Annotated in this window: 20 protein-coding genes; 18 read left to right on the forward strand and 2 right to left on the reverse strand. The window is 50.2% G+C overall.

All coding sequences use genetic code 11. The features are described from left to right. Window positions 1-146 precede the first annotated feature (146 nt). From gatC to I8U17_RS04605, 6 genes are all read left to right on the forward strand, one after another. The gene (gene gatC, locus I8U17_RS04580) at window positions 147-437 is read left to right on the forward strand and encodes an Asp-tRNA(Asn)/Glu-tRNA(Gln) amidotransferase subunit GatC (RefSeq protein ID WP_033100069.1); all 291 of its coding nucleotides are present in this window, start codon (window positions 147-149) and stop codon (window positions 435-437) included. Between the two features lie 11 nt (window positions 438-448). Beyond that, complete coding sequence (gene gatA / locus I8U17_RS04585) at window positions 449-1,915, forward strand: Asp-tRNA(Asn)/Glu-tRNA(Gln) amidotransferase subunit GatA (RefSeq protein WP_198059089.1); 1,467 nt, start codon at window positions 449-451, stop codon at window positions 1,913-1,915. After that, a complete protein-coding gene (gene gatB / locus I8U17_RS04590) occupies window positions 1,912-3,342 on the forward strand; it encodes an Asp-tRNA(Asn)/Glu-tRNA(Gln) amidotransferase subunit GatB (protein ID WP_198055852.1) in 1,431 nt (476 codons plus the stop codon). The genes gatA and gatB overlap by 4 nt, the downstream gene beginning before the upstream one ends. A 186-nt stretch (window positions 3,343-3,528) precedes the next feature. Continuing rightward, window positions 3,529-3,831, forward strand: a complete 303-nt coding sequence (locus I8U17_RS04595; RefSeq protein ID WP_033100072.1) for a hypothetical protein — start codon at window positions 3,529-3,531, stop codon at window positions 3,829-3,831. A 47-nt stretch (window positions 3,832-3,878) separates the two neighbouring features. Beyond that, window positions 3,879-4,658, forward strand: a complete 780-nt coding sequence (locus I8U17_RS04600) for a sirohydrochlorin chelatase (protein WP_198059090.1) — start codon at window positions 3,879-3,881, stop codon at window positions 4,656-4,658. A 100-nt stretch (window positions 4,659-4,758) separates the two neighbouring features. Further along, the gene (locus I8U17_RS04605; protein WP_033100074.1) at window positions 4,759-4,962 is read left to right on the forward strand and encodes a hypothetical protein; all 204 of its coding nucleotides are present in this window, start codon (window positions 4,759-4,761) and stop codon (window positions 4,960-4,962) included. Window positions 4,963-5,046: 84 nt separating this feature from the next. Here the strand turns inward: I8U17_RS04605 and I8U17_RS04610 are convergent, their stop codons facing one another. After that, the gene (locus I8U17_RS04610) at window positions 5,047-5,298 is read right to left on the reverse strand and encodes a YkuS family protein (protein ID WP_033100075.1); all 252 of its coding nucleotides are present in this window, start codon (window positions 5,296-5,298) and stop codon (window positions 5,047-5,049) included. 144 nt (window positions 5,299-5,442) lie between these two features. Here I8U17_RS04610 and I8U17_RS04615 point away from each other — a divergent pair, with 144 nt between their 5' ends. The 8 genes from I8U17_RS04615 to I8U17_RS04650 all read left to right on the forward strand — a co-directional run bounded on the left by I8U17_RS04615 (window position 5,443) and on the right by I8U17_RS04650 (window position 13,829). Beyond that, window positions 5,443-5,688: a hypothetical protein gene (locus I8U17_RS04615; RefSeq protein WP_033100076.1), complete on the forward strand. Its 246-nt coding sequence runs from the start codon at window positions 5,443-5,445 to the stop codon at window positions 5,686-5,688. A gap of 20 nt (window positions 5,689-5,708) precedes the next feature. Then, the gene (locus I8U17_RS04620; RefSeq protein WP_033100077.1) at window positions 5,709-6,392 is read left to right on the forward strand and encodes a YidC/Oxa1 family membrane protein insertase; all 684 of its coding nucleotides are present in this window, start codon (window positions 5,709-5,711) and stop codon (window positions 6,390-6,392) included. A 209-nt stretch (window positions 6,393-6,601) separates the two neighbouring features. Then, window positions 6,602-8,020 carry an NADP-dependent phosphogluconate dehydrogenase gene (gene gndA, locus I8U17_RS04625; RefSeq protein ID WP_198059091.1) on the forward strand — a complete coding sequence of 473 codons (1,419 nt, stop codon included), beginning with the start codon at window positions 6,602-6,604 and terminating at the stop codon, window positions 8,018-8,020. Window positions 8,021-8,266: 246 nt separating this feature from the next. Then, window positions 8,267-9,565 carry an NCS2 family permease gene (locus I8U17_RS04630; RefSeq protein WP_198059092.1) on the forward strand — a complete coding sequence of 433 codons (1,299 nt, stop codon included), beginning with the start codon at window positions 8,267-8,269 and terminating at the stop codon, window positions 9,563-9,565. A 301-nt stretch (window positions 9,566-9,866) separates the two neighbouring features. Next, entirely contained in the window at window positions 9,867-10,751 is an 885-nt protein-coding gene (locus tag I8U17_RS04635; protein WP_033100080.1) for a YegS/Rv2252/BmrU family lipid kinase, read from the forward strand. Between the two features lie 132 nt (window positions 10,752-10,883). Next, window positions 10,884-12,260, forward strand: a complete 1,377-nt coding sequence (gene rlmD, locus I8U17_RS04640; protein WP_232330910.1) for a 23S rRNA (uracil(1939)-C(5))-methyltransferase RlmD — start codon at window positions 10,884-10,886, stop codon at window positions 12,258-12,260. Between the two features lie 167 nt (window positions 12,261-12,427). Then, window positions 12,428-13,078, forward strand: coding sequence for a nitroreductase family protein (locus I8U17_RS04645; protein WP_052154021.1), 651 nt, complete (start codon window positions 12,428-12,430; stop codon window positions 13,076-13,078). 154 nt (window positions 13,079-13,232) lie between these two features. After that, window positions 13,233-13,829: an N-acetylmuramoyl-L-alanine amidase family protein gene (locus I8U17_RS04650; protein ID WP_052154022.1), complete on the forward strand. Its 597-nt coding sequence runs from the start codon at window positions 13,233-13,235 to the stop codon at window positions 13,827-13,829. Between the two features lie 126 nt (window positions 13,830-13,955). On the opposite strand, the gene I8U17_RS04655 is transcribed toward I8U17_RS04650, so the two are convergent. Beyond that, window positions 13,956-14,393: a peptidylprolyl isomerase gene (locus I8U17_RS04655; RefSeq protein ID WP_033100082.1), complete on the reverse strand. Its 438-nt coding sequence runs from the start codon at window positions 14,391-14,393 to the stop codon at window positions 13,956-13,958. A 153-nt stretch (window positions 14,394-14,546) separates the two neighbouring features. Here I8U17_RS04655 and I8U17_RS04660 point away from each other — a divergent pair, with 153 nt between their 5' ends. The 4 genes from I8U17_RS04660 (at window position 14,547) to I8U17_RS04675 (ending at window position 16,208) form a co-directional block, all read left to right on the forward strand. After that, window positions 14,547-14,978, forward strand: a complete 432-nt coding sequence (locus I8U17_RS04660; protein ID WP_198059093.1) for a hypothetical protein — start codon at window positions 14,547-14,549, stop codon at window positions 14,976-14,978. 63 nt (window positions 14,979-15,041) lie between these two features. Next, the gene (locus I8U17_RS04665; RefSeq protein WP_033100084.1) at window positions 15,042-15,281 is read left to right on the forward strand and encodes a hypothetical protein; all 240 of its coding nucleotides are present in this window, start codon (window positions 15,042-15,044) and stop codon (window positions 15,279-15,281) included. A gap of 17 nt (window positions 15,282-15,298) precedes the next feature. Beyond that, window positions 15,299-15,598, forward strand: coding sequence for an imm11 family protein (locus tag I8U17_RS04670; protein WP_198059094.1), 300 nt, complete (start codon window positions 15,299-15,301; stop codon window positions 15,596-15,598). A 145-nt stretch (window positions 15,599-15,743) separates the two neighbouring features. After that, complete coding sequence (locus I8U17_RS04675; protein ID WP_033100086.1) at window positions 15,744-16,208, forward strand: hypothetical protein; 465 nt, start codon at window positions 15,744-15,746, stop codon at window positions 16,206-16,208. The last annotated feature ends 478 nt before the right edge of the window (window positions 16,209-16,686 follow it).

Raw genomic sequence — 16,686 nt, forward strand, 5'->3', positions numbered from 1 at the left:
TATTCTAACTCTACCCATTTGCCATTTTGTCGCAAGGGTATGATGAGGAATCAGCCCGTTTTGTGCTATACTGTTGAAAGATTTGAATGGGAAGACTGGAAATAGGTTTCCAATGTACCGATTGAGCGAATTTCGGAGGTGAAACGATGACGATTTCAAAAGAACAAGTGCAAAAAGTGGCTGCCTTGGCCCGCTTGAAACTGACCGAACAGGAAGCGGACCAATATACAGTTCAGCTTAACAATATTTTGCAATTCGCCGAGAAATTGAATGAATTGGAGACGGAGCAGGTGGAACCGACGAGCCATGTGCTTCCGATGGCAAACGTTTTGCGTGAAGACGAAGTGGTGCCCTCGCTTCCGCGTGAGAAAGCCTTGGCCAACGCACCGGATCAGCAGGATGGCATGTTCCGCGTTCCGGCAGTATTTGAAGAGTAAGGGGGAGAACGATGTCGCTGTTAAGAGAATCGCTCAAAGAAATACATAAGCGGCTTGCCAGCCGGGAACTTTCCGCGCGGGATCTGGCAGAAGAGTCGCTCAGGCAGATTGAACAGAAAGATAAAGAGGTGGGCGCTTTTCTCCTCGTCGATCAGGAAGGGGCCATGGAGCGCGCCGCCAAGTTGGACGAGCAATTGGCCGCAGAGGATCAGCGGGGGATTTTGGCCGCGTTGCCGGCGGGCATAAAGGATAACTTGTGTACCGAAGGAGTGACGACCACCTGCGGGAGCAGACTGCTCGCCAATTATGTGCCGATTTACAATGCGACAGTGGTGGACAAGTTGAATGAGGCCGGCGCAATCGCCATGGGCAAGCTGAACATGGATGAGTTTGCAATGGGGTCTTCGACGGAGAATTCCGCTTTCAAGCTGACGCGTAACCCATGGGATCTGGAACGGGTTCCCGGCGGTTCGAGCGGGGGTTCTGCCGCAGCTGTCGCAGCAGGCGAAGTCTATTTTGCACTCGGTTCGGATACGGGTGGTTCGATTCGCCAGCCTGCGGCATTTTGCGGAGTGGTCGGGCTGAAGCCTACTTACGGACGCGTTTCCCGGTATGGTTTGGTCGCTTTCGCCTCATCGCTTGATCAAATCGGCCCGCTGACGAAAAATGTCGAGGATGCCGCCTATGTGCTGCAAGCGATTTCCGGCTTGGATGTGAAAGATTCCACTTCCGCCGATGTGGAGGTTCCTGATTATTTGAGTGCGTTGACCGGGGAGATCAAGGGTCTTTCCGTCGGGGTGCCAAAGGAAATGATGGGGGAAGGCGTGTCAGCCGGCGTCCGCGCACGTGTGGAAGAGGCAATTCAAAAGCTGGAACAGATGGGAGCCACCATCAAGGAGGTATCGCTGCCGCATTCCGAGTATGCTGTCGCCACCTACTATTTGCTCGCTCCGGCGGAAGCTTCTTCCAACCTGGCCCGCTATGACGGAGTGCGATACGGAGTACGCAAACCCGGCAAAAATCTGCTGGACATGTACCTGGAAACACGGAGCCAGGGTTTTGGCCCGGAAGTGAAGCGCCGGATCATGCTCGGGACTTATGCGCTCAGCTCCGGTTATTATGATGCTTACTATCTCAAAGCGCAAAAGGTCCGCACCTTGATCCGTCAGGATTTTGAACGCATCTTTGAAGAAGTGGATGTGATCGTCGGCCCCACCGCCCCGACAACCGCCTTCAAAATCGGGGAAAAGGTGGATGACCCGCTGACCATGTATATGAACGACATTTTGACGATTCCGGTCAACCTGGCGGGATTGCCGGCGATCAGCGTTCCCTGCGGTCTGGCGGACGGACTTCCGGTCGGATTGCAGGTGATCGGCAAAACGTTTGACGAGTCGACGATCCTGCGTGTGGCGCACGCTTATGAGCAAGCAACGGAACGCTTACCCGTTCCGCCGTTGGGAGGGATCGAGGCATGAGCAAATATGAAACAGTAATCGGACTGGAGGTTCACGTTGAGCTCTCCACCAAGACGAAAATCTTCTGCAACTGTTCCACCGAATTCGGTGCGCCGCCAAATACCCATACCTGCCCGGTTTGCCTGGGGCATCCGGGAGTTCTTCCCGTGCTCAATCGCGAGGCGGTCAACTTCGCGATCAAAGCGGCGATGGCCTTAAATTGCGAGATTGCCGAATACAGCAAGTTCGACCGGAAAAACTATTTTTATCCGGACTTGCCCAAAGCGTACCAAATCTCGCAATATGACCAGCCAATCGGAAAAAATGGCTGGATTGAGATCGAAGTGAACGGGGAGAAAAAGCGCATCGGCATCACCCGTCTGCACTTGGAAGAAGATGCCGGGAAGCTCAACCACATTGAAAACGGAGAAGGCTCCCTGGTCGACTTTAACCGCGTCGGAGTTCCGCTGATCGAAATCGTCTCCGAACCGGATCTGAGATCGCCGGCTGAAGCGCGGGCTTATCTGGAAAAATTGAAAACGATCATCCAATATACCGGCGTCTCCGATGTAAAAATGGAAGAAGGTTCGCTGCGCTGTGATGCCAATATCAGTTTGCGTCCGGTGGGGCAAACGGAGTTCGGCACCAAAACGGAAATGAAAAACCTCAACTCCTTCCGCAACGTGGAACGGGCTTTGGAATATGAACAAAAGCGCCAGGCGGAACTGTTGGATCGCGGTGAACAGGTGGTACAACAAACGCTGCGCTGGCTGGAAAACGAAAACCGCACCAAAACGATGAGAAGCAAAGAGGAAGCGCATGACTACCGCTACTTCCCGGAACCTGACCTGGTTCGCCTGCACATCGACGAAGCGTGGAAAGAAGAGATCCGCCGTTCGATTCCTGAACTGCCGGATGCCCGCAAAGCGCGCTATATGCGTGAGTTCGGGCTGTCGGATTATGATGCGGCCATCCTGACCGGATCCAAAGCGGTGGCCGATTATTTCGACATGACCGTAATGGAAAAAGCGGATCCGAAAACCGCTTCCAACTGGATCATTACCGAGTTGCTCGGATACCTTAACGCTGAGGGAAAAGAAATCGGCGAAATCAAAATGAAGCCGGTTCATCTGGCCGGGATGATCAAGTTGATCCAGAACGGAACCATCAGCAGCAAAATCGCGAAAAAAGTATTCAAGGAAATGCTGCAAACCGGGAAAGATCCGGAACAAATCGTGAAGGAAAAAGGGCTCACGCAAATCAGCGACGAAGGCCAGATCAAGGAGATCGTCGTGAAAGTGCTGTCCAATAACCCGCAGTCGATCGAAGACTTTAAAAACGGGAAAGACCGGGCGCTCGGTTTTCTCGTCGGCCAAGTGATGAAGGAGACGCGGGGCAAAGCGAATCCGCAGCTTGTCAACAAACTCATTCTGGAAGAAATCAAATAAAATTCTTGTTTCGGAGGGCTCGCCTCGGATGAAGGCGGGCTCCTTTTCGCAAAAAAACATTGATCTTTTCCCGGCATACCCAGGGATAACAGGAAAGCAAACACGGAGGGGAGCGGTTCCCCGTGGCTGATCATCGGGCGCGAAAACCCGAGTTGAAGCTTGTTTGCAGAAAAAGGAGGCTCATGATTGCAGATTTTTCATATCGTAATCGTCATTTTCTTTCTTTTATCGGGGATTTATCAACTGTATACAGGGGATATGCCGGTCTTGGCCATCCACTATTTTTTGATCGCCTTATATTTTTTCATCACCTATCAGGAATGGAGAGGGAACCCCTTTTCGCGACTGATCTATTGGCTGGCCATCTGCCTCTTGACGGCAGACGGACTCGCCAACCTGTTCATCTATTCGTACAGTCTGATCGGCGGGGTGATCAGTTTGATTTTTGCCTTCTTGGTATGGAAGTCCTCCCAGCGCCTTACGGGTTGAGAACAGGGCAATATCTTCTCACAGTTTAGCCAGGATGAGGTGATATCGTGGGAAAAAGAGGGATTCTGGTCATCGCTCACGGATCGAGTAAACCGGAATGGGTCCAACTGGTGGATGAAGCGGTAAGCCGGGTGGAAGTGGACCTGCCTGTGGCGACAGGTTTTCTGGAAATGGTGGAGGGACGGACGATATTGAACGGGATCCGGGCGCTCGAAACCGCGGGAGTCACCGAGATCATCGCTGTTCCGCTGTTTGTTTCTTCCGGCAGTACGCATATCGTAGAGATCGGATATTATTTGGGGCTGGTGTCCGAGCCGCAGATTGAAACAGAGGGAGAGAGATTGCCGATCAAGGCGCAAGTCCGGATGACGGACGCGATGGACGATCATCCCTTGATTGCGGAAATCTTGCTCGAACGTGCCCGTGAACTTTCTGAACAGCCGCAGCAGGAAGCGCTGTTATTGGTTGGGCACGGAAGTGAACTTCCCGGCTTTAAGGAGAAATGGGAAAACAGTATGAACAGCCTGGCCAGGCAACTTCAGGAAAAAATGGGCTTCCGGAAGACTGCATGCGCCACCCTGCATCCCGACAGCGTCCGGGAAAAAGCGGAAGCATTGCGTCGCACCTTTTCCCGCGTCATTGTGCTCCCGCTGTTCTTGAGCGAAGGTTATTTTACGAGAAAGGTGGTCCCCGGTCGGTTGCAGGGGCTTGATGTGCAATATTCCGGCAAAACCTATCTGCCGCATCCCCTGATTTCCCGCTGGATCGCATCCGTTGTCAAAGAGCAAAAGGCTGCTGCGGAAAATCCCACAATCCCTTCTGTTTAAGTGTTCGACAGCTTCCGGACGGCGAAGGCATTTTGGCCCAGGCTCATTGCGGATAAGACGAACATACAATAGTGAAGAATTGAACAGGAGGTGGATTGATTTGCAAAAGTATGTTTGCAGTCCTGAGCATCCCGATTACTACCTGCTGTGCCAGGCGTTTTATCATAACCGGGAAGCATACTGGGAATTAAAGCGCTTTTTGAGATCACAACGTTATGGACTGCCGCCGGATCCTCCTGCCCGCAACAATAATCCCGATCCGTCGCCAACCCCTGTGACGCCGGTACCGACCCCCGGTTTTTAAGCAGGAGATTGGAAGCGAAAAAACGTTCGAGGCTGCTGATCTGATCGGTCAACAGCCTCGAACGTTTAAAACAGGCATTTATTCTCATTGGGGGAGCCGGTTTAATCGATCGCATACTTGTTCGGGTGTAAGCCCGTCGCAGTTGATCACCGGGCAATTGTGGACGATGTCTTCCATGCCCATCATGTTCCGGTCCTTCCCGGAAATGAGAATCGCGGAGTATTGGCCTTGATTTTGATTGGCCGTGCTGTTGTTCAGATCTTCCACTTGGAATCCTTCCCGGCTTAAGTATTCGCGGATGGGGGTAAGACCTGACTCAATGGCAACGCGTTTCATGAACGACCCTCCTAAGTAAGAATCTACGAATGTAGTTTGATTCAAAACGTCTGGTTTATGCAGGGAAAGAGAAAGAATTGTAGCCCTTCCCGAAATTCCGGGTTATAATGATAAACGACGATAGGATGAAAGGGGTGGCGAAATTTGGACTGGGACCTTTCCGCATTTGAATGTGTTCTGCTGTTGCTGACCGCTTGTGCTTTTTTATGGTCGGTCCGGTTTCAGTTTCATTTTTCGCACACCCGGGTTCAGCCGACTTGCGCCAGCAAAGCAATACTTCCCCGTGAACGGCAATGTTTGCCTTCGCGTGAAAGCTGGCTTCTCGTCACTCGCATGAAGATGGGAAATGCCGATGGGGAAGGACGGATGGATTCCACCTTGTTTTCATAAAAAAACGAGGAGGAATCCGGATGACGAATTGGACAATCATTCAAAAGTTGGCGCATTTGCTTCAGCCCGCGTTTGACCAGCTGTATCAGTGGCTGGGCGACTGGGGGTTGGCGCTGATCTTCTTTACTCTGCTCGTACGCGTTTGCCTGATTCCCGTTTCGCTCAGAACCGCCCGCTTGATGGCCAGTCAGTTTGTTTTTTCCCGGAAAGCGGCTGAATTGCAAAAAACATGGACCGGCTCGAAGGAAGAACTGAGCGGGGAGATCGCAAACCTGATGCAAAAACATAAATTCAATCCTTTCTCCATGCTGTTAAATGCCCTGTTGCAGTCACCGATTCTCGTGGCGGTTTTTGCCGTATTTTCTCATCTTGGAGCACAGGCGTCCTCCGTGCTGGTGCCATGGGTGGACAGTATTGGTTTACGGGACCCGTGGCATTTGCTGCCGCTGATCATCGCACTGCTGACCGGTTTGGCGAGTCGGGTCTCCCTCATTCCAAGGGAGTATACCCCAAATGTGAATGGTCAGGCGAAAATGAACTTTTTCCTGATGGCCGGGATCGCTCTTTTTATTCTTTGGTCAGCCCCGGTCGCAACCGCCCTTTATTACGGAACGTCCAGCTTGTGGGGTGTACTGGAACGAAAGGCTCTCTCCCGGTATACGCGAAAACTGATTGAAGCGCAGACAGAGGTGTCCACAGGGTAAGCTGAGGAGCATGGAAACTTGATTCATACAGGGGAACCGTTTGGCTTGAAAGAGCGAAATCGGTTCCTTTTTGTCTCTGATTGTGGAGGCAACATTCTCCTTTCCATGTTTTTTATTACGATGAAAATTTTAGTGGATAACAGGAGTAAGGAGAATGAGGAATGGGAAAATAGGTATAGAAATTCAGCGTGAATGAGGAGGGAAAATCGATGGCAAACAGCGATATTGGCGTAATCGGTCTGGCCGTCATGGGAAGAAATCTGGCACTCAACATGGAAAGCAAAGGTTTTACGGTGTCTCTGTTTAACCGCTCGCCGGAGCGAACCAAAGCACTTATCCATGAAAATCCGGGGAAAAAACTGGTTGGAACCTATACAATGCAGGAATTTATTGATTCCCTGAAAAAACCGCGAAAAATTATGCTCATGGTCAAAGCGGGGAAACCGACGGATGAAATGATCACGCAACTGAAGAAATATGTTGAACCGGGCGATATCATTATCGACGGTGGAAATGCCTATTATGAGGACACAATTCGGCGCAACCGCGATCTGGCCAGTTTGGGAGTTCATTTTGTCGGCACCGGCGTTTCCGGCGGAGAAGAGGGGGCGCTGAAAGGCCCGGCGATCATGCCCGGGGGGCAAAAAGAAGCGTACGAACAGGTTGAACCGATTTTGACGGCCATTTCCGCCAAAGTGAACGGCGAACCGTGCTGCACCTATATCGGTCCGAATGGAGCCGGCCATTATGTGAAAATGGTACATAATGGAATCGAGTACGGGGATATGCAGCTCATCAGCGAAGCCTACTTCCTGATGAAAAATCTGTTGAAAATGGAAGCGCAGGAGATGGCCGAGGTTTTTGCAGAGTGGAATCAAGGGGAGTTGGACAGCTATCTGATCCAAATCACGGCCGATATTCTTGCCAAAGTGGATAAAGAAACAGGCAAACCTTTGGTCGACCTGATCCTTGATACGGCAGGGCAAAAAGGGACCGGAAAGTGGACGAGCCAAAGTTCGCTGGATCTCGGTGTGCCGCTGACGATTATCACGGAGTCGGTCTATGCCCGCTTCCTGTCCGCGATGAAAGAAGAAAGAATTCGGGCGAGCCGGGAACTGAAGGGACCCAACCTGCCCTGTACGGTTGTGGAGGATCGCGCTGCGTTTATCGAGTCGATTCGCAAAGCGCTCTATGCCAGCAAAATCTGTTCCTATGCTCAGGGATTCGCACAAATGAAGACGGCATCGGATGAATTTGGCTGGAATCTGAACCTGGGGGCCATCGCCAAAATCTTCCGCGGCGGATGCATCATCCGGGCCCGCTTCCTGCAAGAGATTACCAAAGCCTACGAAAGCGATCCGGCCCTTCCCAACCTGCTGCTGAGTCCGTATTTCAAAGAGATTGTCGAATCCTATCAAGATGCATGGCGCGATGTCGTGGCCACCGCTGTGTTAAACGGGATTCCCGTTCCGGCGTTTGCCAGCAGCCTGAGCTATTACGACAGCTACCGTTCGGCTTCGCTTCCGGCCAACCTGCTGCAAGCTCAGCGCGATTATTTCGGTGCCCACACTTACCGCCGGATCGACCGGGAAGGGGTATTTCACACAAATTGGCTGCAAGAAGATTAAGATGAAGATTACCGAACAAGACGGGCCGAAGCTGTTGTTCAAGGCGGGCAACAGCTTCGGCCCTTTTATGTTGTTGTGAAAGAATGCAACTTTGGTGTTCCATCTTTTCCAACCATGCCGACTTGTTTTTGGCATGGTTTTTTATTGAAAGTGCATTTTATAAAATAAACCTTGCATCGTTTAATATAAACGAATATTATATAACATGGCTATGGCTAATATTCGTATTTGGAGGAACAATCGCCGATGTTTAAGATACAACAATATGGATCAACTGTTCGGAGAGAGATTGTCGCCGGGATTACGACCTTTGTGACCATGTCCTATATCATGGTTGTCAATCCGATTATTCTGTCCGATGCCGGTGTCCCCTTTGAAATGAGTTTTATGGCCACGATCATTGCCACGGTTGTGGGCACGTTGATCATGGGCTTATTTGCAAATTATCCGATCGCAATCGCGCCGGCCATGGGGCTCAATGCCTACTTTGCCTATTCCGTGGTCAAGGCGCACGCCGGGCTCGGTTATCAGGCCGGGTTTGCTGCCGTGTTTGTGGCAGGCCTTTTGTTTGTCCTCTTATCCCTGACAACGGTGCGCACCAAACTGATTGAGGTGATACCCGGCAATCTGAAAAGTGCGATTACCACCGGAATCGGGTTGTTTATCGCTTTTATCGGTTTGCGCATGTCCGGTCTGATTCAGGCACACCCGACCAATTTGGTTCAGTTGGGAAATGTGCATTCACCCTCGGCCATCCTTACTCTGATCGGTTTGGCTGTCACGCTGATCTGTCTGGCGCTGAACATTAACGGGGCTTTGTTTATCGGGATGATCGTGACGGGAATTTGCGCTTATTTTATGGGTTTGCTCTCTTTTAAAAAAGGATTTGTCTCCATGCCGCATCTGCCCGATCATCTGGCCATCAGCCCGGTACACGCCTTCCAGGATGTCATTCATTTCGGGCTGTATGCCGTGGTATTTTCCTTCTTGCTGGTTACGTTGTTCGATACGACCGGGACGGTTCTGGGGGTGGCCAGGCAGGCCAATCTGATGGAGGGAGACAAACTGCCGCGCGGGGAGCGTACGTTGCTGGCGGATTCGCTGGCTACCCTGGTCGGTTCACTGTTTGGTACAAGCCCCACCTCCGCCTATATTGAATCCGCTTCGGGTGTCGCTTCCGGCGGCCGAACCGGTTTGACGGCAGTGGTCATCGCGATCCTGTTTGCGATCTCGTCCTTTTTCAGCCCGTTGATCGGCGCAGTTTCCGGCATTTCGGCCATTACTTCCCCGGCTTTGATCATCGTGGGTTCGCTGATGGTCAGCCATGTGAGCCAGATCAACTGGAAAGAAATCGACGAAGCGTTTCCCGCTTTTCTCGTTATTTTGAGCATGCCGCTCACATCGAGCATCGCAACGGGAATTGCCCTTGGCTTCATCTCCTATCCTTTGATGAAAATTTTTAAAGGGAAGTGGAAAACGGTTCATCCGCTGGTGTATATCTTTGCAGTCCTGTTTATCCTGCAACTGGTTTACCTTCCTCACTGATCTCTTCCTGTGGAAAAGGCTTGGATCCCAGCTTCAAACGGATCCAGGCCTTTTTTCCGTAAAGGTTTGCCTCCCTGCCTTCTGATCCATCCCCGGGTTGTGCCTGTCGGTTATGATCGGTTTATCGCGTTATTGGGAAAGATAATAAAGGAAAATGAAGAAAAATCGACACAGGTTTGATCAGAATCACTTTGAAGTGAGCGGGGACGATGAGTAAACTTAACACTGGGAACGTTGATAAAAGTCGATGGAAGGCAGATTGTTGGAAGGATTTTAAAGCCGAGAAAAGGGGTGGGCAGAAATGAAGCGTGCTCGCCTGATTTACAATCCGACCGCCGGTCGCGAACTGGTGGAGAAAAAATTGCCCCTTTTATTGAAAAGGTTGGAAAAAGCGGGATATGAAACTTCTTGTTATGCGACGAGTAAACCGTGGAGTGCCGCGGAAGAAGCTGCATTGGCGGCTGAGCGCGGTTTTGATATAGTGATTGCCGCCGGCGGGGATGGAACGATTCACGAAGTGGTCAACGGATTGGCCCGGGTTCCCGACCCGCCCAAGCTGGGCATTCTGCCGGGGGGAACGACCAACGATTTGGCTCGGGCCTTGAAACTTCCGCGCGATCTGTGCGATGCTTGTGATGTGGTGGCCAGCGGGAAAACGATGATGGTGGATGTGGGCAAATTTGGCGGGCGCTATTTTATCAATGTAGCAGCAGCCGGGCGGATCACCGAGGTGACGTATGAAGCACCGAGCCGGCTGAAAACGGTGATCGGCCCGCTGGCCTATTATGCGAAAGCGATTGAAAAGTTGGGCACGATCAGCAAACCGTTTCCGATCAAGCTGAAAACGCCGCAAGGAGAGTGGGAAGAGGAGATTCTCTTGTTTATCGTGGCGAACAGCGTTTCGGTCGGCGGCTTTGGGCGGCTTGCTCCCGCTGCCGATCTGAGCGACGGCATGCTGGATGTCCTGATCGTGCCCAAAACCAACATCTCCGATTTGCTGCAATTGGCCGCCCTCGCATTTAAGGGGGAGCACGTTCGCGATTCCCGGATCGTCTATTTTCAAACAAACGAGCTTGAGATTGACACACCCGAACCGTTGAAGCTGAATCTGGACGGAGAGTGGGGCGGCGAGTTCAACGGACGGGTGGAGACAGTGCCGAACCATTTGGAAATTTTTTGTCCTTAAGGGCGTTCATCTCATTTGGTGAACGCTTTTTCTGTGAGGCGCCGGCCGGGGCGCAGGTGTCCCCCCTTCCGATATTGATTAAGCTCACGGGAATTCTGTTTGACAAGAGATGATGAAGGAGTTGGAGATGATTTGCAAAAGCTACCTGTTACCAAAGGGCAAGTGATTGAGCTTATGATCACCGGGCATGCGCATGACGGGGCGGGAGTGGGGAAAGTGGAAGGGTTTACCGTCTTTGTTCCGTTGGCTGTGCAGGGGGAAACAGTGCGCGCAAGAATTACGCAGGTGAAGAAAACGTATGCCAAGGCGGTCTTGGAAGAGATCGTCTCAGCCCATCCCGACCGAACTCGGCCGCTTTGCCCCATCTATGAACAGTGCGGCGGCTGCCAGTTGCAGCATCTGTCCTATGAGGCGCAGTTAAAACAAAAGCGGCAACAGGTGATGGACCATTTTATGCGGATTGGGGGAATGACGGATGTTGTCATTCATCCCGTGCTGGGGATGGATGAGCCTTGGCGTTACCGAAACAAAGCGCAAGTTCCCTTTGGCTGGATCAACGGGCGGGCTGTCGCCGGGTTTTATGCTTCCGGCTCCCATGAAATCGTCGACATGGAATCATGCCTGATTCAGCACTCCGCCAACGATCAGGCTGTGGCCAAGGTGAAAGAGCTCGCACGGAAGCTGAAAATTCCCATTTATGATGAGGTCAAGCATCGTGGTGTGTTGCGCCATGTGATGGTGCGGACGGGGTATCACACCGGGGAAATGATGGTCGTCCTCGTCACCAATGGCGAGCACCTTCCACACAAAAAGGAGTTGGTGAGGGAACTGGTTGACTCCCTTCCGCAGCTCAAATCGGTCATGCAAAATATCAACACAAAGCGGACCAATGTGGTGCTGGGAGAAAAGTCGCGCGTCTTGTGGGGAGAAAACGTGATCCATGACAAAATCGGCGATGTGGTCTTCGCCATTTCACCGCACTCTTTTTTCCAGGTAAATCCTGTACAGACTAAGGTTTTATATGATCAAGTTGTTCGTTATGCCCAACTTTCCGGCGAGGAGACAGTCATTGACGCTTATTGCGGCATCGGAACGATTGCCCTCTATCTGGCCAAAAAGGCTCGCCGCGTTTACGGAGTGGAAATCGTGCCGCAAGCGATTCAGGATGCCAAAGAAAATGCCGGGCTGAACCATATGAACCATGTCCATTTTGAGGTGGGCCGTGCGGAAGAGGTAATGCCCCGCTGGCTGCGGGAAGGGATTCGCCCGGATGTCATCGTCGTCGATCCCCCGCGCAAGGGATGCGGCCCCGCAACATTGGATGCCGCAGTCGGCATGGACCCCGAGCGCCTTGTCTATGTCTCCTGCAACTCGGCCACACTGGCACGGGACGCCAAATACTTAAAGGAAAGAGGATATCAGGTTACCGAGGTGCAGCCGGTCGATATGTTTCCCCATACCGGCCATGTGGAATGTGTCGCTTGTTTTGTGAAAAAGGAAGAGAACTGAAAAACCGTCAGAATGAACATACATGCCGCAACGGCTTCTTTGGCAGAATACAGGAGACAAGATCGCGGGGAAGCAATACACTTTCATGAAAAAAACTTGTATTTATCTACTAAGTTACTTTTTTAAAGTATAATAGAAGCAACCGCAGCAACCTGCGGGAGAAGGTGATGAAGCAGGGGGTTATCAAGGTGGAAGCGAAGGTTTATGATGCAATCGAAGTGATTAAAGCACGGGGAAGCGTACGCAAATTTACGCCCGGGGTGGAAATTCCGGCCGAGGAGCTGGATGAAATCTTGACCCTGGCGGCTAAAGCGCCTTCAGCCTGGAATTTGCAACACTGGCGTTATCTGGTGATTACGAAACCGGAGGTGAAAGAGCGCATCCTGCCGATCGCTTTCAATCAGGATCAGGTGGTGAACTCTTCCGCCACCGTGGTGATTCTGGGTGACCTGGAAGCGAATCGCTCTGTTCACGACGTATATGGAACGGCCTACAAACAAGGGCAGCTTCCCAAGGAAGTATATGAGACGATGGTCAGACAGGTGAACGCCGCTTATGAAAATAATCCGCAAGTGGCCCGGGATTCGGCGATCTTAAACGCTTCCCTTTCCGCGATGCAGTTGATGCTGGCGGCAAAAGCGAAAGGATACGACACCTGCCCAATGGGTGGATTTGACCGCGAAGCGTTGATCAAGGAGTTGAACATTCCTTCGCGTTACCTTCCGGTCATGCTGATTTCGATCGGTAAAGCAGCGGAACCGGCACGGCCGACAACCCGCTTTTCCCTTGATCAATTGGTGATTCGCGAAAGCTTTTAAGCAAGAGGCTGCCCGTCTGAGGGCGGCTTTTTGCCGTTTTATCGCCGCAAAAGATTCTTTTTTTCAGGTTTTTTTGGAGTTTGGGGGTGGGAAAAGTCGGGAACTGAGTAGTGAATCACATTTGAGAAAACCGGTGAAAGGGGGGATTTTGGTCATGTTGGTTTGTCTTGATCCCGGACACGGAGGGGAGGATGTTGGCGCGATCGGCTTTTCCCTGCTGGAAAAGAACGTCTGTCTGGATATCGCTTATCGTCTGCGGCGGAAACTGCTTGCCTATGAGGGGATCAAAGTAACCATGACCCGCTCCATCGACATCAATGTCAGTGCGGAAGAGCGGAGCCGGTGGGCCAATGAACAGGATGCGGATTTATTTTTGAGTATTCATACCAATGCATCCCCTGATTCTTCCTTGTCGGGATTTGCTTCTTATGTCAGTGTGATCGCCGGTTATGAAACGCGGCGGATTCAGTGCTGGCTTCACAATCAGATCGCCTGTTTTTTGCGCCGGTACGGGGTTGTCGATCTGGGCAAAAAGAATGATACGGAGATTTTCGGCGGACAGCTTCCGGTGTTGAGAAAGACAAAAATGCCGGCCATTTCCATTGCCTCGCTGTTTATCACGCACTCAAAAGAAAATCATCTCCTGGCCGATTCGGCATTTTTGGATCACTATGCCCAATGTATGGCTGAAGGAATTGCCAGGATTTACAAATGCAAACCCAGAGAAAACGTGAATTCTTTTTGTGAATAAAAGGATATTTGATCCTCGGCGATCGTTCCCGCGCATGACCGGAGAACGGTCGCCCGGAGCGTTTGTCCATAAACCATTTCAACACAAAAAGGCCGGCCCAACAGCCGACCCATGTGTGATGGCGGGTTATTCTTCCCAGACTTTAACTTCCTTCATCACAGTGCCCTGCTTCATATTCAGCACGTGTTCCATCCCTTCCGTCACCCGGCCGAACACGGTATGAACACCGTCGAGATGCGGTTGCGCTTCATGGACAATAAAAAACTGGCATGAACCGGTATCTTTCCCGCGGTGTGCCATCGACAGAGCGCCCGGCACGTGTTTGTGCGGGTTACCATTCGTTTCGCAGGGAATGGTGTAGCCTGCATCGCCCGTGCCAATCCCGTGAGGGCATCCGCCCTGGCTCACAAATCCGGGAATGACGCGATGAAAGATCAGGCCGTTATAAAAACCGGAATTGGCCAGCTTTTGAAAATTTTTAACCGTAATCGGCGCGGCTTCCGGGAAAAATTCGAGATGAATTTTTTCTCCATTTTCCAGTTCAATCGTACCTTTAATCGCCACGGATCAATATCTCCTCTCTCGATTCGTTCCTTCTCATTCTAGCTTACCTCGCTGGGCGTTTCAATCAGTTCCCTGCATGATGCCGGTGCTTAAAAAGATAAGAACAATGTTAGTCCAAGATTTCAAAATCCTTAATGACTGAGGAGGGATGAAATGAACAAGGTTCTGATGTTTTTTGTTATTTTTGGGCTTTTTCTCACAGGCTGCAGCGATCATTTGGAAGGCAATAAAGCCCCGTCTCCGGTTATTAAAATCAATGATCAGCCTGTAAAATACAGAGAACAAACGATCTGTTGGGACACACCATGCAATGACATTGATTTGAATAAAATAAAGGTTACACAACAAACCACGGCAAAACCGGGCGACCCATTAACAATTGTATTTGATCAATCTCCCCAACCAAGTACCATTAACCTGATAAGTAGAAAAGATCGAAAAGTAACTAAACTAAAACCTGAAGATACCTTTCGTTTACCTCGGGAGCATGGAGATTACATTTATGATTTATTCGTCTTTTGGAATGACAGTAACGGAAGAACTGATGGGCAGGCCGTGTACAGTTTTTTAATTAAGATTCATTAGGAGCCTGGCCCGGGGAAAACGCGGATTTAAAACCCTGCGGCAAATGGCGATGGCGGGATGATCATGAAACTGTGGCAATTGAAAAGTTCATTGGATGGTTTTGAAACATTAGGGTATCGAGATTTTGATCGCTATTCTAAATTGGATGAGCTGCTGATTCAAATCGCGCCTCTTGCAGATCAATGGGGTTTTGTGGAGGTATGTACGATCGATGAAGGCGAGGATAGTGACTGTCCTCATTTTTGGGATTGTCCTATTCCTGTTTTTAGTGAAAAAGCAGTCCGTGTTTTAGTGATTTTTTAAAAGGCAGGGCAGAGGTATTGCCACTTCATCATGTGGAAAAGAGATTTTATGGGATACATGTCATTAATGCAATTAATGCGATTGATTACGATCGTGCAGTTATTAAACAGTTGGAAACAGGACTTCGGGTTGGTTTGCAAAAACATGCATTTGTTCAAGAAAAAATTGCAAGTGAACATATTTTCCGGATATATTTGGATGACCGGGTGCAGTGGAAGGTGTTTGTATCTGATGAGTTTAAAGAAGCCGTCGAGTCTGGCGGATTGGTTGGATTTCATTTTATCGAGGTTTGGGATCTGGAAAATACGGAAGCTTGATTTTTTCAATCAATCCCCCGTGCTTGGGGGGTTTTTCTTTATATAAAGGCGGTACATGTTTCAGCCGTTTTTAGCCAAACTACTCACACTGCGGAATTTGTTAACACCTATGTGTTTGCCGTGAACTTACAAGGGAGAGTTGAAAATGGCCTATATCGTTGATTTTAAAAATGTATCTGCCGTTGGTTTGGAATCTTCACCTGTGGCAGAAGCGCTTGCCGGTTTACGGGCGAATGAAGCGCGTTACTTTATGAATAAATACAAGCATGCATTTACGGTTGTACCGGCTTTCGAAAGCCAAGAAACCCTTGATTACGTGAATCGGATTTTGAAAGAAGAACGTGGCATTGAGTTGCAGGCCAAACCTTTGGAAACGTCGCGTTTTCAAGTGGAAAATATCAAAATGGCTTACGTCTTTTATGAGAACGGCCTTGTGGTCAACGTCATGTATTCGATTGATGAACCGAAGAAGCGGGCCGTTGGTTTTAAGCTTTCTGAGGGGATGGAAGTACCGGCGGAATTGGAAGGGAAGTTTAAATTTGCCAGGCAGAAGTCTAAACTGGCCGGAACCATTCGGGGCTCCTTTTTTGTCATAAAAGGAGAATATTGAAGTAAGGAATATGGAATCGTCAGGTTCCGTAAACACCCCTGAATCCAAACACCGAAAACGGCTCCCTTGAGGGGTACAGCTTGTCGGTAAAGTTTGTTTTGTCCGACAAGGTGTAAAGGTACATGTTTATACCATTTCAATTAAAAAAGAATATTTTATAGAGAAAATGAGAAGAGGAGGAGTATGAATGGCGATACTCCAAAGGGGAGCGTGTGTAGGGGTTTATTTTAAGGGACCGACCGGTGTTCATAACGGGAAATTTATAGGACCTGTGACGAGTTATGTACCGTCGAAAGGGATTATCCGGGTATCAAAGAAAAGATACGATACGCTTCATGATGTAAACAAATACAAAGGGGTTTTAATAAGTCACTGGACGATCAGAAATCATAAAAGCAAAGCCTTTACCGGAAATGTAATTGGCCCCCGAGGAAGGGAATTCCTGTCTCCTTGATGAAAGCCGTCCCGATGAGAAGAG

The sequence above is a fragment of the Thermoactinomyces sp. CICC 10521 genome (assembly GCF_016055135.1).
In the GTDB taxonomy this organism is placed as follows: Bacteria; Bacillota; Bacilli; order Thermoactinomycetales; family Thermoactinomycetaceae; genus Thermoactinomyces_A; species Thermoactinomyces_A daqus.

Bases quoted from the DNA above. Each gene is read 5' to 3' on its own strand.
- gatC (WP_033100069.1), top strand. From the start codon at position 147: ATGACGATTTCAAAAGAACAAGTGCAAAAAGTGGCTGCCTTGGCCCGC.
- gatA (WP_198059089.1), top strand. From the start codon at position 449: ATGTCGCTGTTAAGAGAATCGCTCAAAGAAATACATAAGCGGCTTGCC.
- gatB (WP_198055852.1), top strand. From the start codon at position 1,912: ATGAGCAAATATGAAACAGTAATCGGACTGGAGGTTCACGTTGAGCTC.
- I8U17_RS04610 (WP_033100075.1), bottom strand. From the start codon at position 5,298: ATGAAACGCGTTGCCATTGAGTCAGGTCTTACCCCCATCCGCGAATAC.
- I8U17_RS04620 (WP_033100077.1), top strand. From the start codon at position 5,709: ATGACGAATTGGACAATCATTCAAAAGTTGGCGCATTTGCTTCAGCCC.
- gndA (WP_198059091.1), top strand. From the start codon at position 6,602: ATGGCAAACAGCGATATTGGCGTAATCGGTCTGGCCGTCATGGGAAGA.
- I8U17_RS04630 (WP_198059092.1), top strand. From the start codon at position 8,267: ATGTTTAAGATACAACAATATGGATCAACTGTTCGGAGAGAGATTGTC.
- I8U17_RS04635 (WP_033100080.1), top strand. From the start codon at position 9,867: ATGAAGCGTGCTCGCCTGATTTACAATCCGACCGCCGGTCGCGAACTG.
- I8U17_RS04645 (WP_052154021.1), top strand. From the start codon at position 12,428: ATGAAGCAGGGGGTTATCAAGGTGGAAGCGAAGGTTTATGATGCAATC.
- I8U17_RS04650 (WP_052154022.1), top strand. From the start codon at position 13,233: ATGTTGGTTTGTCTTGATCCCGGACACGGAGGGGAGGATGTTGGCGCG.
- I8U17_RS04660 (WP_198059093.1), top strand. From the start codon at position 14,547: ATGAACAAGGTTCTGATGTTTTTTGTTATTTTTGGGCTTTTTCTCACA.
- I8U17_RS04665 (WP_033100084.1), top strand. From the start codon at position 15,042: ATGAAACTGTGGCAATTGAAAAGTTCATTGGATGGTTTTGAAACATTA.
- I8U17_RS04675 (WP_033100086.1), top strand. From the start codon at position 15,744: ATGGCCTATATCGTTGATTTTAAAAATGTATCTGCCGTTGGTTTGGAA.